This is a genomic window from Shewanella atlantica (assembly GCF_003966265.1).
Taxonomy (GTDB): domain Bacteria; phylum Pseudomonadota; class Gammaproteobacteria; order Enterobacterales; family Shewanellaceae; genus Shewanella; species Shewanella atlantica.
Window position 1 is genome coordinate 40095 of record NZ_RXNV01000008.1, and the last position, 15180, is coordinate 55274.

Annotated in this window: 12 protein-coding genes; 5 read left to right on the forward strand and 7 right to left on the reverse strand. The window is 49.0% G+C overall.

Annotation, left to right across the window (positions count from 1 at the left end; translation table 11 throughout):
- From ilvD to ilvC, 5 genes are all read right to left on the reverse strand, one after another.
- On the reverse strand, positions 1-1851 hold the full coding sequence (ilvD, locus tag EKG39_RS15875) for a dihydroxy-acid dehydratase (protein ID WP_126506899.1): 1851 nt from the start codon (positions 1849-1851) through the stop codon (positions 1-3).
- A 159-nt stretch (positions 1852-2010) separates the two neighbouring features.
- Positions 2011-2934, reverse strand: coding sequence for a branched-chain amino acid transaminase (locus EKG39_RS15880; RefSeq protein ID WP_126506901.1), 924 nt, complete (start codon positions 2932-2934; stop codon positions 2011-2013).
- A 72-nt stretch (positions 2935-3006) separates the two neighbouring features.
- Complete coding sequence (ilvM, locus tag EKG39_RS15885) at positions 3007-3267, reverse strand: acetolactate synthase 2 small subunit (protein ID WP_126506903.1); 261 nt, start codon at positions 3265-3267, stop codon at positions 3007-3009.
- A gap of 141 nt (positions 3268-3408) precedes the next feature.
- Positions 3409-5082, reverse strand: a complete 1674-nt coding sequence (ilvG, locus tag EKG39_RS15890; RefSeq protein WP_185817635.1) for an acetolactate synthase 2 catalytic subunit — start codon at positions 5080-5082, stop codon at positions 3409-3411.
- Positions 5083-5666: 584 nt separating this feature from the next.
- Positions 5667-7148 carry a ketol-acid reductoisomerase gene (ilvC, locus tag EKG39_RS15900; RefSeq protein ID WP_126506907.1) on the reverse strand — a complete coding sequence of 494 codons (1482 nt, stop codon included), beginning with the start codon at positions 7146-7148 and terminating at the stop codon, positions 5667-5669.
- A 221-nt stretch (positions 7149-7369) separates the two neighbouring features.
- Between ilvC and ilvY the strand changes: the two genes are divergently transcribed.
- The 3 genes from ilvY to EKG39_RS15915 all read left to right on the forward strand — a co-directional run bounded on the left by ilvY (position 7370) and on the right by EKG39_RS15915 (position 10174).
- Positions 7370-8242 carry an HTH-type transcriptional activator IlvY gene (ilvY, locus tag EKG39_RS15905; RefSeq protein WP_126506909.1) on the forward strand — a complete coding sequence of 291 codons (873 nt, stop codon included), beginning with the start codon at positions 7370-7372 and terminating at the stop codon, positions 8240-8242.
- A 170-nt stretch (positions 8243-8412) separates the two neighbouring features.
- Entirely contained in the window at positions 8413-9240 is an 828-nt protein-coding gene (locus EKG39_RS15910) for a substrate-binding periplasmic protein (protein WP_126506910.1), read from the forward strand.
- A gap of 130 nt (positions 9241-9370) precedes the next feature.
- Entirely contained in the window at positions 9371-10174 is an 804-nt protein-coding gene (locus EKG39_RS15915; RefSeq protein WP_126506912.1) for a GGDEF domain-containing protein, read from the forward strand.
- A gap of 48 nt (positions 10175-10222) precedes the next feature.
- Here the strand turns inward: EKG39_RS15915 and cysE are convergent, their stop codons facing one another.
- Positions 10223-11014, reverse strand: a complete 792-nt coding sequence (gene cysE, locus EKG39_RS15920; protein WP_126506914.1) for a serine O-acetyltransferase — start codon at positions 11012-11014, stop codon at positions 10223-10225.
- Between the two features lie 409 nt (positions 11015-11423).
- Here cysE and EKG39_RS15925 point away from each other — a divergent pair, with 409 nt between their 5' ends.
- On the forward strand, positions 11424-12947 hold the full coding sequence (locus EKG39_RS15925; RefSeq protein WP_126506916.1) for a YifB family Mg chelatase-like AAA ATPase: 1524 nt from the start codon (positions 11424-11426) through the stop codon (positions 12945-12947).
- A gap of 43 nt (positions 12948-12990) precedes the next feature.
- Here the strand turns inward: EKG39_RS15925 and EKG39_RS15930 are convergent, their stop codons facing one another.
- Entirely contained in the window at positions 12991-14040 is a 1050-nt protein-coding gene (locus EKG39_RS15930; RefSeq protein WP_126506918.1) for an ABC transporter substrate-binding protein, read from the reverse strand.
- 228 nt (positions 14041-14268) lie between these two features.
- Between EKG39_RS15930 and EKG39_RS15935 the strand changes: the two genes are divergently transcribed.
- Positions 14269-15177 (forward strand): acyltransferase, encoded by a 909-nt coding sequence (locus EKG39_RS15935; RefSeq protein ID WP_126506920.1) that lies wholly within the window; start codon positions 14269-14271, stop codon positions 15175-15177.
- The last annotated feature ends 3 nt before the right edge of the window (positions 15178-15180 follow it).

The following is a 15180-nucleotide window of genomic DNA, read 5'->3' on the forward strand; positions in this document are numbered from 1 at the left end:
TCAATCCTCCAGCTTACTGGTGTCTCGAACCGCGCCCTTATCGGCACTGGTTGCGAGCATGGCATAGGCTTTAAGGGCTAATGACACTTCTCTTACACGACCCACAGGCTTCCAGGCTTGCTTACCTTTGGCATCCATCGCGGTGCGACGTGCTGCCAGCTCGTCATCATTGATGGCTAACTTGATTGAGCGGGCCGGAATATCTATCTCGATTCTGTCACCGGTTTCCACTAAACCTATGGTGCCACCCGCCGCAGCTTCCGGTGAAACATGGCCGATTGAGAGACCCGAAGTACCGCCGGAGAAACGACCGTCAGTGATTAAGGCGCACGCCTTACCGAGTCCGCGAGACTTAAGATAGCTAGTTGGGTAGAGCATCTCCTGCATACCCGGACCACCTTTAGGTCCTTCGTAGCGAATAACCACCACATCACCGGCAACGACTTCGCCACCTAAGATCCCGGCAACCGCATCGTCCTGACTCTCATAGACCCGAGCCGAACCGATAAAGGTATGGTTGTCTTCATCCACGCCCGCAGTCTTAACGATACAACCATCGACAGCAATATTACCTGACAGCACGGCAAGGCCGCCTTCCTGACTAAAAGCAAATTCGCGCTTACGAATACAACCGCCCTCGCGATCGTTATCGACACTATCCCATCGACAGGCCTGACTAAATGCCTTGGTTGTCGGGATCCCGGCAGGACCCGCCGAGAAGAATCTGTGCACGGCTTCATCACTGCTCTGAGCGATATCCCACTTAGCCAGCACCTCTTTCAGGCTCGCGCCCGCCACATGATAAGCGTCATTATGGATCAGGCCGGCTCTGTCGAGCTCGCCTAAAATCCCCATCACGCCACCGGCGCGGTGAACATCTTCCATATGATACTCAGGCGTAGAAGGCGCCACTTTACAAAGATGTGGCACCTGACGGGATAATCTATCGATATCTTCCATGGTGAAGTCGACTTCACCTTCCTGTGCACCCGCTAAGAGATGCAATACAGTATTACTCGAGCCGCCCATGGCAATATCCAGGGTCATGGCGTTTTCGAATGCATTGAAGTTAGCGATATTACGTGGAAGTGCAGACTCATCGTCATGCTTATAGTAGCGAGTAGTCAGATCCATGATGCGGCGACCTGCCTCTAAGAACAGCTCGCGACGATCGGCGTGGGTCGCCAACATAGAGCCGTTACCCGGAAGGGACAGGCCTAAGGCTTCAGTTAAGCAGTTCATCGAGTTGGCGGTGAACATACCGGAGCATGAGCCACAAGTCGGGCAGGCGCTACGTTCGATCTGTTCACTTTCTTCATCCGATACTCGGTCATCGGCGCCGGCAACCATGGCATCGACCAGGTCGAGCTTAATGATCTTGTCTGATAACTTAGTCTTACCCGCTTCCATCGGGCCGCCGGAGACGAAGATCACCGGAATGTTGAGCCTAAGCGCCGCCATCATCATGCCCGGGGTGATCTTGTCACAATTTGAGATGCAGACTAAGGCATCGGCGCAGTGAGCATTCACCATGTATTCGACACTGTCGGAGATAAGCTCACGTGAAGGCAAACTATAAAGCATGCCACCATGTCCCATGGCGATACCATCATCGACGGCGATAGTATTGAACTCTTTTGCTATACCACCCGCTTCTTCGATGGCGCCAGCCACCAATGAGCCCATATCTTTAAGATGAACGTGTCCCGGGACAAACTGAGTGAAGGAGTTAGCAATCGCAATTATCGGCTTGCCGAAATCATTCTCTTTCACTCCGGTAGCTCGCCATAAAGCGCGGGCTCCCGCCATGTTACGACCTTCGGTACTGGTAGCTGAACGTAATTTTGGCATTGCGATTGTCCTTTTGGGAAGGTTCGAGTTACTGGGTCCTAGTTACTAGGAGGAGCAATCCACTTAACCTTCTGATTAATTTCTTTAAGCTCAAGAGCACAAACTCTCAGGCATCGTTATTCTTTGCTTACCCTAGTTTCTAGATTCTAGGACCTGCTTTTAAAGCACTTCCAGCCAGCCCCACTTGTCCTGAGTCTCGCCGGTAAACAGACCGAAGAAGCTTTCCTGAACCGATTTAGTCACCGGCCCGCGCTTGCCACAGCCTATGTCGATGCGATCTACGCTGCGTACCGGTACGATTTCGGCCGCGGTGCCTGTCATAAATATCTCATCGGCAAGATAGAGGAACTCACGGGACATCGCCTCCTCTACCACTTCGTAACCTAAATCCCGTGCCAACGTCATAATGGAATCCCGGGTCAGGCCCATCAGGATGGCTGCAGTTGCCGGTGGTGTGTAGATCTTGCCCTTCTTGACCACAAACAGGTTAGCACCGGCACCTTCGCTGACCAGACCATTGACATCCAACGCTATCCCTTCATGAAAACCATTACGCTTAGCTTCCGTCGATATCTGTATCGATGACAGGTAGTTACCTCCGGCCTTAGCGCCGGTTGGTATGGTGTTAGGCGCGAGGCGATTCCATGAGCTCACCGCTACATCGACTCCGGCTTCCATGCTGTCTTCACCTAGATAGGCACCCCAGGGGAATGCAGCCACCATCAAGTCACAAACGGCATCTTTCGGCGGCGTGATCCCCATACCGATATCGCCATAGAAGGCCAGAGGGCGGATATATGCACTCTTGAGTTCATTCTTTAGCACACTATCACAACAAGCCTGCATCGCCTCGTCAAAAGTGTAAGGGATTGGCATGCGGTAGATTTTAGCCGAATCGAAAAGACGCCGGACATGATCGGTCAAACGAAACCCTGCGGGCCCAAGATGGGTGTCATAGACACGGATCCCCTCGAAGACAGATGAACCATAGTGTAAGCCATGTGACATAACGTGCACCTTGGCATCACCCCAAGGCATGATTTCACCATTAAACCAAATGAACTCAGCTTTCTTTGCGGTCATATCTCTTCCCTCAATCTCTTTCAATTTCTTAGCAGCTACAACTTGTTAATTTATCTTGTCTTTCAAGCACGACTAACTGGCGACTTTCTCAGCATTAACCGACTCAAGACTTACCACCCGGCACTCGATAACATCGATTAATTTTTCCAACTGAGTGGTGAGCAGCTCTATGGCGCGCTCACTCTCGAGGGCCATATCCAGGCTGGCGGTTTTTCCGTCCTCTAGCTGCATATTCATCTTGGTGACTTTGAAGCCTCGATGGCGCACGACTCTGAGTACCCGCTCCAACACCTCAGGGCGATGAGCAAGGGTTAAGGTTAATGTGTAAATCATCTCTGCTTCTCCATCATTTCAGTCTTATACGAGGCCTTACTTGTGTCCGATAACGTCATCATGTTGATTTATCCATCTCTTCCATCATGTCACGATTCGAAGCTCCCGGAGGAACGAGGGGCCACATCATTAATGAGAGCATCATGTCTGTTTATCCATCTCTTCCATCATGTCTCTGTTCGAGGCTCCCGGAGGAACGAGGGGCCACACGTTATGCGCGTCATCGATCCTTACATGCAGCAGGTAAGGCCCTTCACAATTGACTAAGTGATCCAGCGCCGCTTCGACCTGGTCGGTTGTGGTGATAGTGCGGCCGGGAATATCGAACGCCGACGCCATAGTGACAAAATCCGGGTTATCGGAGAGATCGGTTTCGCTATATCTCTCTTCGAAAAACAGCTGCTGCCACTGCTTCACCATGCCCAGCTTTTGATTGTCTATGAGTAGGATTTTGACCGGTAACTTACGGCGTTTAATCGTGGTCAGCTCCTGGACATTCATCATAAATGAGCCATCTCCGGATACGGCGACCACAGTCGCATCGGGCCTGGACACCTTAGCGCCGATAGCGGCGGGTAAGCCGAACCCCATGGTCCCAAGGCCCGCACTTGAGAGATGATCTTCAGGTTTACGGAACCACATGTGCTGTGCCACCCACATCTGGTGCTGCCCTACATCGCAACACACCACACTGTCTTCGGGTAACTTGTCGGCTAACCGGTTCAACATGGCGGGGGCGAAGATAAGCTCACCGGGTCTGTCGTAGTTCCAGCTATGCTCACGCTTAAGCTGCGCCACTTCATCCTGCCAGGGAGCTATCTCAAGCGATGTGCACAGGGCCGGTAAGATCTGACGAAGGTCACCGGCTATAGCGACATCAGGAAGGCGCAACTTGCCCAATTCGGCACTGTCGATATCGAGGTGGATCACCTTCGCATGCTCTGCAAATGAGGCCAGGCGTCCGGTAACGCGGTCATCGAAACGCGCTCCGACAACGATCAACAAGTCGCACTCCTGAACGGCGATGTTCGCCGCCTTCGAGCCGTGCATGCCTAGCATGCCTAAGTAACCCGGGCTGTCATTCGCAATCGAACCTAAGCCTTTGAGGGTAGCAACCGAAGGCACACCTGTGGCGTCGATAAACGCCCTTAACTGATCGACGGCGCTGGCCATCCCCACACCACCGCCAACATAGAGCATTGGCTGCTTAGCCTGTCTGAGCAGAGACAGTGCCGCATCAACTCTTTCCTCATCGAACTCGGGCTCAGAACTGCGCTCCTGCAGTGGCGTCTTGTATTCGAGCATGCCTATCTGAATATCTTTAGGGATATCGACTAACACAGGTCCGGGACGCCCAGAAGCGGCCACTTCGAAGGCCTTATACAGAGTAGGGATCAGTTCATCCATCTCGGTAACCATGAAGCTATGCTTAGTGCATGACAGTGACAGGCCTAAGACATCGATCTCCTGGAAGGCATCGGTACCTATCACGGCGGTTGATACCTGGCCGGTAATAGCAACGAGAGGAACGGAATCGAGCAGAGCATCGGCAAGTGAGGTTACCAGGTTCGTGGCACCGGGCCCCGAGGTTGCGAAACAAACCCCGGTCTTTCCGCTGGCGCGGGCATAACCCAGGGCAGCAAAGGCCGCACCTTGTTCATGGCGACTCAGCAGATGCTCTACCGGCGCGCCATAGAGGGCATCATAGATTGGCATGATGGCACCGCCCGGGTAACCAAATATATTGGTGACTCCGTGAGCCGCTAATACCTTGATGACCGCGTCAGCGCCCCTCATCATCTGCCCTTGCTTCATCTGCCCTTGCTCCATCTGCCACTCTCTCTATTTGTCGGTCTTAGGTGAGTACTCGCTCAAAAACTAACTTAAGACCTGTATTTGTAAGGGTAGAGCCCTATCTAACTCTGCGTTTAATATTGATTTTTTAGGGCCCTAAACGAAAAACCCCCCGGTCCTTTCGGAGCGGGGGGTTAGTTGCAATCTTTTACCTGATTAGGTTTGTCGATGCGCCGTGCGTAGCCCCCGCTGTGATCTAATAATCACGACGGTAATAATCTCAATAATGAGTAGGGCTACTTGGTTAAACATACTTGACCTGTTTCCTAATTAGTTTGCTTAAATTCTGTCTCTTCACCTGTGAAGAGTTATTAATCAATACCACAAAGCCAATAAAAAACACAACAAAAACCTTTTCACCCACAAAAAACTGACCGTTTTTCTATCTGAACGATAACCAATAAAACGTTCGTTCAGATGTGTCGGCTAACGAGCCACTCACTTGAAATTATCTTTTACTTCAATGGTTAAACTTTTTTTGATTTTGTATTGCTTAGCTTTATCGGTAAGCCCGGTTAATGCACCGGGCCAGTCATAGAAAAATATTACTTCTCTTCGACGATACGTTGCATCTCAGTCATGTAGCCACGTAGTTCAGCGCCAATTTTCTCAACACCTGTGCCGCGAATCGCTGCGTTTACTTCGATTAGACGCTGGTTATCGGCACCGTTGCCACTGTCACTCAGGCCGGCACCAAGAAACTCCGGAGACATGGCATTAACGTAATCACGCAACATAGGCACGGCGGCATGGTTAAACAGATAACAGCCATATTCAGCCGTATCAGAGATCACGATATTCATCTCATAAAGACGCTTACGGGCAATCGTGTTCGCAATAAGTGGCGTTTCATGTAGCGACTCATAATAAGCCGACTCTTCAACAATACCCGAGGCAACCATAGTATCGAACGCCAGCTCAACACCGGCTTTGATCATAGCGACAAGGAAGATACCTTTATCGAAATAGGTCTGCTCATCGATATTTTCATCACTTTGAGGTGCATTTTCGAAGGCAGTCTCACCTGTCTCTTTACGCCATTTAAGTAGATTGGCATCATCATTTGCCCAATCTTCCATCATAGTTTTTGAGAACTTACCACCTATGATGTCGTCCATATGCTTCTCGAACAGAGGAGCAAGAATGCCCTTAAGCTCTTCGGCCATCTCGAACGCTTTTATCTTGGCTGGGTTAGACAGGCGATCCATCATGTTGGTAATACCACCATGCTTTAACGCTTCGGTCGTTGTTTCCCAACCTTGTTGAATAAGTTTAGCGGCATAGCCCGGCTCAACACCATCGGCAACCATCTTCTCGTAACCAAGAATTGCACCAGTTTGCAGCATGCCACATAAAATAGTTTGCTCGCCCATAAGGTCAGACTTAACTTCGGCGATGAACGATGAGTGAAGCACACCCGCTCTGTCGCCACCTGTGGCACTGGCATAAGCTTTAGCGATATCGAAACCGTTCCCCTTAGGGTCGTTCTCAGGGTGAACCGCAATCAGAGTCGGTACGCCGAATCCACGCTTATACTCTTCACGCACTTCGGTACCCGGGCACTTAGGGGCAACCATGATTACTGTGATGTCATCACGAACCTGCATCCCCTCTTCAACGATGTTGAAGCCGTGAGAGTAGGACAAGGTGGCGCCCTGCTTCATCAACGGTATAACCGTGGTTACGGCATCGGTATGCTGCTTATCCGGTGTCAGGTTAAGTACGAGATCTGCGTCAGGAATGAGTTCTTCAATCGTGCCTACGCGGAAACCATTTCCGGTCGCTTTTTGGTACGAGGCACGCTTCTCTTCGATAGCCTGAGCCCTGAGCGCATAAGCGATATTCAAGCCAGAGTCACGCATGTTTAAACCTTGGTTAAGGCCTTGAGCGCCACAACCTAAGATAACGATATTCCAGCCCTTGATGAAGTCACAACCCTCACTAAATTCGTTGCGATCCATGAAGCGGCATTGAGCCAGTTGTTCTAGTTGTTGACGCAAATTCAGAGAGTTAAAATAGTTAGCCATCTGATATACCACCTTCTGTATCGAATTTAGAAAAGTCGCTCAATTCATCTTACTTGAGCAGTGATTGAGATCACTATAGCGCATGATTTTAATTGCTGAAAATGATATATTCGAAAGATAGTGTTGCGCTTTTTGCAACGTCAAGTTATCCACCAGCAAAGTTCAACTCCTCTTGCAGGAGGTGAAATTTTAAGTGGGATCTGAAATGAAGGAGACCCGATTTGGATATAAAAACCATCAAGCTTTACCTGCACCTTACTGAGAGTCTCCATTTTTCCCGTACCGCTCAGGCCATGCATGTCAGCCCCTCAACCCTGAGCAGGGCAATGCAAAGATTAGAAGATGAGGTAGGTGCTAAACTATTTCAACGGGATAACCGCAGTGTCGCGCTGACCAGCGCCGGCGTAGAGTATCGTCATTTTGCCGAACAGACTCTGGATCATTGGACCAAGCTAAAGACTAAGATAGATCCCAAGCAAGATTTGCTCAGGGGCAAACTCAACCTCTACTGCTCAGTAACTGCGGCCTACAGCCACCTACCGGGATTACTCGATAGATTCAGACGCGAACACCCATTGGTCGAAATCGCATTAACGACAGGCGATGCAGCCAATGCCGTCAGGGAGGTGAAAAATAACAACGCCGATATCGCCATTGCCGCGCTGCCGGATCCCTTTCCCGACAATCTACATTTCGCGAAAATTGATGACATTCCTCTGGTTATCATCGCCCCGACATTTCGTTGCCAGGTGCAGGAGTTACTGACAGAGTCCTACATTCCATGGGATCGACTGCCCTTTATCGTCCCCGAGCACGGCCCGGGCAGACGAAGAACCGACAACTGGTTTAAGCAGCTTGGCTTATCACCCAACATTTATGCCCAGGTCTCGGGTCAGGAGGCGATCGCCTCAATGGTTGCGCTTGGCTGCGGAGTCAGCATTACCCCGGAAGTGGTCATCACCAATAGCCCGGTTCGCGATAGAATTCAGATAATCCCGACCCCCATACCGATCCCGCCTTTCGAGTTAGGCTGCTGTTGCAGACGTAAGCGATTAGACGACCCTATAGTGGCCGCGTTTCTTAAGGTGGTTTAAATCAATCACCTGAATTGAGATTAAGCATACCGATCAATAAGGCATATACATCTCACAAAGTAGCTTATATTATGAACAGACCACTTACTTAACCTGAGTTCAGGTTAAATAAACCAAGCGTATGGCCTTTGCTATACTCAGTATCACCGGCGTTATGCAGAATAAATCTAATGACCTTAAGTCCTTACTATTTAGTGCTTGCCCTCTTACTTCCCCTATTTGCGGCGCCCTCGATGGCGGAGCAGAGTTACCTACAGCCTAAGTTAAAATTTTGTGTAGAAGACACTGAGTTTCCGCCTTTCAATTACTTCAAACGAATCGATGGAGCGAAGGGCCAGTCCAGCGGCTATGATATCGATCTGCTCAAGCTCGTTTTCGAGCCCTCCGGCATCCAATATGAGGTGATAGCCCTCCCGTGGCGGCGATGCCTAAAAGAGGTCAGCGAAGGAATTATCGATGGCGTGATGAGCGCCTCTCTCAGCCCTCAACGAGCTAAAGACTATCTTCACTCTGACGCCTATTACTATCTTAACCCCAGCTACTTCTATCTCAGATCTGACTTCCCCGACGGGCTGGAGATCCAGGCCCTCTCTGAACTGGAAACCCATGGAAATATATGTGGGATAAAGGGGTTCAACTATATAAATTTTGGCTGGGTAAACCTAACCCGGCTCTATGAAATCAATGAGATTGCGCATCTACCGACTATGCTACAAAAAAAGCGCTGCCGCTTCTTCCTGGCCCGTAAAGAGACCCTGGCAGGTACCTTAGCCCTTAATCATCTCTATCGGTTTGAACGACTGCTGGGAAGAAGTACCGTTCCGAATCTCAAGCCGGAACCCTTTCATATGTTGATATCACGCAAGTCCTCTTCGGCAGAGCTAATCAATAAACTATTCAATGAGAAGGTCAAGCAACTCACTCTCAGTGGTGAGCTTGAAAAACTACTCGATCACCACCTCCATGAGCTCAGGCTAAATGCCAAGAATAACGACTAGTTCTCACATTACAGGGACGAGTAAACTCAAAATCACAGAGCAGGCTCTCAGAAGTTATTTGTTCATCTATACTTAACCTTAAGCAAACAGATAGTTAATTGATTGATTATGAATAAGATATAAAGAGCCCATGAATATACTGGCTATCTTCTTAGTACTATCAGGGTTAACGGGACTGATTGCCGCCCTGTTCCCAACTCATCAAATGTGCAATATCCCCGATCACCAGCACAAGGGCTGGCTACTTCTGCTTAACCTGATTTTTATGTTTATTTTGGGCTACCTGGGTTACATCTGGATGCTGATTAACCGTGAAATCGGCACTCTGGAGATGATCGTAGCCACTATCTTTTGTGGTGGAGGGATATTTGTTTTTGTTATCACGAAAATGAGCCGGGAAACCATATTCACGCTGCAAAACACGATCCAAGCCAAACATTATCAGGCCCATCATGATCAATTAACCGGGTTGCCCAATCGTAATCTATTTTATGAAGAGATCGATAAACTGATCGCTTTTGACGGTAATAAGTTTAGCTGCATGATGATGGATCTCAATGACTTCAAGATGATCAACGACACCTTCGGTCATGCCGAAGGCGATCATGTGCTGCAAATCGTAGCCCAGCGTATAAACAGAGTGTTACCCAACAATGCTATAGCCGCAAGGCTAGGTGGCGACGAACTATCGGTGGTTCTTCCCAGCACTCAGGCTCAAGATGCATTCATCGTCGCCCGAACCATTCAGGAGGAGTTGCTCAAGGATATTAGCTGTGAAAACCACTCATTAGTGATTGGTATTAGCATAGGTATTGCCGAATACCCAAAGGATGGAGATGCTCGCAAGAGCATAATGAAAAGTGCCGATATCGCTATGTACCATGCGAAAAAGCACGATAAACATTTACAGATATTTGCGCCACATATGGGCTAATCCGGTAAGTTAGGTCAGCCCGTTAGGCCTATGCCTTCTGCAATAAGTTTAAGCTATCGCACTTGAGTCGAAGAAGTTCTGCTCCATCGTCTCGGCCGGGCAGTCAGATACCGGTGTACCTACGGCCTTTGCCGGCACTCCAACAACGGTTGTATGGGGAGCGACATCGCTTAATACCACCGAACCTGCACCTACTTTTGCCCCCTGACCCACTTCGATATTCCCCAATACCTTAGCCCCGGCGCCAATCATGACACCTTGTCTTATCTTGGGGTGGCGATCACCCTGCTGATTACCCGTTCCGCCAAGCGTGACCGATTGCAGCAGTGAGACATTATCTTCTATCACGGCCGTTTCGCCGATTACGATACCGGTCGCATGATCAAACATGATCCCCGTGCCTATCTTACAGGCGGGATGAATATCGACTCCGAACACCTCTGAATTTCGGCTCTGAATAAATTGAGCCAACTCTTTCCTGTCCTGCTGCCACAGGCAGTGCGCTAAACGGTGCACCTGTATCGCCTGAAAGCCTTTAAGGTTGAGCATCACAGTTAAGTAGCTACTCACCGCAGGGTCGCGATCCTTTACCGCCTTAATATCGGTCGCCACATTCGTTAGCATCTCATCACAATGGATAAAGGCTTTATCGAAGAGTTCACGGAAGGTAAAAGGTGACACCACACCATCGGAGAGTTTATTGGCAACGACAAAGCTTAATGCAGAGCCCAAACACTCATGGTTGAGTATCGAAGTATAGACATGACTGGCCAGTAGGGGTTCTTGTTTTACCAGAGCCTCAGCTTCTACTCTGAGCTGTTCCCAAACTTCATAACGCATATTGTTGCTCTTAAAATAATGAAGAAAATGCCGAATAACGATCTTAACTCAATCCATGAATAAAACATCTCGTTATAAGAGCGATTAGTTATATGGCATAACAATTGGGTTGCAACTGTATCTAAAAATGTGCGCCATGCAATAGAAAGCCTTTTTTTAATCAGGCTTTCGGTGCAGAGCCAATAACTACTTATAGTTAGACTTCATCTAACTATAAACTCAAGCACAAGAAACTGGATTCCGGCCAACAAGCATACCGGAATGACAACATAAGCAAGCTTCCAGTCCCTATCAAACAGAATAGATCCGATTTCGGCTCATTCAGTCGAAATCACCAATCCCCTGCTACACTCAATACAGCAAGCTAATACATTGATAAAGCAATCAAACTAAACAAAAGGATTTGTTTATGGCAATCGCCTGTGTCGCCACCCGTGCCAGCAAAGGAGTCGAGGCCCCCTCGGTAACCGTAGAGGTTCACCTCAGCAATGGTCTTCCGGCCTTCAACCTCGTCGGACTTCCGGAGACCTCAGTCAAGGAAGCTAAAGAGCGGGTTCGTAGCGCTATTATCAATGCAGGGTTTGAATTCCCGATGCGACGTATCACAGTCAACTTGGCCCCAGCCGACCTGCCTAAACAGGGAGGGCGCTATGATCTTCCTATCGCCATAGGTATCCTGGCCGCATCCAGGCAGGTTCCTAAAAACTCACTCAAAGATCATGAGTTTGTTGGTGAGCTGGCCCTCTCCGGCCACATACGTCACTGTCATGGCCTGTTGCCCGTGATTGTCGATGCCCGCAAACAAGATACCACCTTGGTCATTCCGCTGGGTAACAGGGATGATGCCGAACTTGTGGGTTATCAGAAAGTCCACTTCGCCAGTCATCTGCAAAACCTGAGCGAATACCTGCACGGACAAACTCCACTACCGGGTATACAGACTGAGCTTGAGTGGATAGACACAGAGGCGCAAGAACACACAAGCTGCATGAGTGAAGTCATTGGCCAATATCAAGCCAAACAGGGATTAGAGATAGCGGCCGCGGGTAATCACAACCTACTGCTGCTCGGCCCTCCCGGCACAGGAAAGAGCATGCTGGCCAGCCGAATGATGCAGCTATTGCCTCCGCTAAGCTATGACGAGGCACTGGAGGTTGCAGCGCTTCACTCCGTAGCCGGCATGTCCCTCGCGCCTAAACAATTTTATCGGCGTCCTTTTCGAAACCCACACCACACCAGCTCGGCCATCTCATTAGTCGGCGGTGGCAGCAACCCAAAACCAGGAGAGATCTCATTGGCACACAGGGGGGTACTCTTCTTAGATGAGGTGGTCGAATTTCCCCGCCGGGTACTCGATTGTCTGCGAGAGCCGATGGAAACAGGCGAGGTCGTCATCTCCCGCGCCGCTGCTAAACTCACCTTCTCCAGTCGCTTCCAGCTGGTTGCGGCGATGAATCCAAGCCCCTGTGGCGATGTGGATAATGCCAGAGCGACACAAGATCAGATCCAGCGATACCTGTCGCGACTGTCAGGGCCATTTTTAGATAGATTCGACCTGACCATAGAGGTGCCTAAGCTACCTGCCGGCGCCTTGACCCAAAAAGTGGATATGGGAGAAACCAGTAAATCGATAGCTATGCGGGTAAAGAGTGCCAGAGAGCTTCAACTTGCCCGTGCAGGTGTGCTGAACAGCGAACTAAGTGGACGACAACTGCAAGAGAGTGGCGGATTCGCGCAGTCCGATCTGCTTTTTCTCGAGCAGAGCGTCAACAAACTGGGCTTATCGGTGAGAAGTTTTCATCGGTTGCAACGTGTGGCCCGTACTATTGCAGATTTGCAACGCAGCAAAAATGTCGAGCGCAATCACATTGCTCAAGCCCTGGGTTATCGTGCCATGGATAGACTGCTTTCGAGCCTGAAACAAAGCTATTAACTGTCCAGAGCTATCCAATCGATGTGGTTAGGCTATGCTCCGCCTAATGTTTTGAACCTGCATGGACATTACAACTAAGGTTTACCTCTGCATCTGCTAAGCAAAACTTGTAGCTGATAATGGCTTTCCAATCCCGATTAAGCAAGGCGGCAAAGAATTCGCTATCGGGCTCTAATAAACTGAACAGTGGGAATGGGGAAGCGGCGGTATATCGGCCACTATGATGATGCTTTGCAATTTTATCCATGACCACCGCCCCGGCAAGAAAGTGACCTCCTCCCAATGCAGCGATTTTACCTTGCTGACGCAAGCGCAATACTTTTTCTGAGGTATTAACGGTACTGACAAAAATATCCTTACCCGCGACAATTCCCTGCTCCTCCAGAGCCTGCAACACGCCAAATGCCATATGATCATTCGCAGTCCATATTCCCTTAAGTTCGGGATAACGTTTCAACATCTTTAACGTCAGCCAATAAGCCGAATCTTCTCGCCAGTTACCGTATACCACCTGATGCAAAGTCAGCAGGGATTGCGATTGGAAGAGATCCACAGCACCGGAAGTTCTATCCAAAGATGCTGGGGTTAAGGTATCTCCTGAAATTCCTACAACTTCGGGAGTTTCTGAGCTCATAGCATCAACTAAGGCACTAGCTGACTTGTGGCCAATAGAATAGTTATCCGGCACCACCGCCGGAAGTAGGTATTTCTGCCAATGAGTATCCTGCTTAAGCTGGGCTCTCTCCTCCTTACTGATATCATTGAGCATCAAGGCGACATACACAGGTCGACCATATAATGATTTGAGCATCTTGCTGGCGCTCCCTTCCTCGCTAACCAGCACTACATATTTGGGTAGCACCGCGGAACGGGCCAACCTATTGACCTGATCGATCATCAGCAAGCGATCACGACTGGAATGAAAAATCTCAAGTTTTATTCCAAGCAGAGTTGCCGATTCAGACATCGCTTTATCCACATCCCCCCAAAAGCTTTCTTGCGCTTTACCAGGATTAAAAAAAACGACATCTGGAGTTGCTTTCACCTGTGCGCAAAGCATAAAAAGCATACAAAACAGATAAGCGAATCTCATACAGTTCTGCTTCCTATTGGCAAATAATAATCATTACAGCTTTAAGTGTAGCTAACTAAAACTGCCTAACCAAATATCCCGCAATTTGTCATTCACTGCATCAAGAGGACTGATTAGCATAAAATTGCATAAGATTTTATGAATATTTCCACGTTAAGGCACATCTAGATTGAGCAAAAGCCCTACTGCTAGTAATATAAGTCTCCAATTTTTATCGGGGGATGTTAAGTGGGTGGAGTTTTTTCATTAATCAGAGGCTGTCTCGCATTTGTATGCTGGGTCATTAATACCATTTTTTGGGTGTTGCCCATTGTCATTCTAAGCCCTATTAAACTTATCCCCATCCCAGCAATACGGACAGCTTGCTCTTCACTGCTCGATAACTGCGCGAGCGCCTGGATAAGCATTAACGGCGTAATAGAACGCATTTTTCACCCCGTAAAGGTCCACCTACACTGTGACGGCGAACTTTCGCCCAAAGAGTGGTACATGGTGATCGCCAACCATCAATCCTGGGTAGATATCTTGATACTACAAAGGGTACTGAACCGTAAAATTCCTTTCCTGAAGTTCTTTTTGAAAAAAGAGCTGATCTTCGTGCCGTTTCTCGGCCTGGCCTGGTGGGCGCTCGACTTTCCGTTTATGCGCCGGTATAGCACTGCTCAACTTAGGAAAAACCCGAAGCTAAGGGGCAAAGATATCGAGATCACCAGAAAGGCTTGCGCAAAATTTAAATCCACGCCGGTCAGCGTGATGAACTTTGTTGAGGGAACTCGCTTCAGAGCCCATAAGCACACGAAACAAAACTCCCAATTTTCACACCTGTTAAAACCTAAGGCAGGTGGGTTGGCCTTTGCATTATCGGCAATGGGGGAACATATTCATAAACTGGTCGATGTTTCAATCTATTACCCAGAAAAAGTACCTACCTATTGGGACTATATCAGCGGACAGGTTACAGAGGTACATGTACATATTAAGGTCTCAGAGATAGCAACCGAGATGCGCGGCGACTACATGAAAGACAGAGAGTTTAAGATCTCGTTTCAGGAGCAGCTCAACAAAATATGGCAAGAGAAAGATCAAAGGCTCGAACAACTCGCCCAGCAACACAATGTAAATCAGAAGGTGTCATAGCAA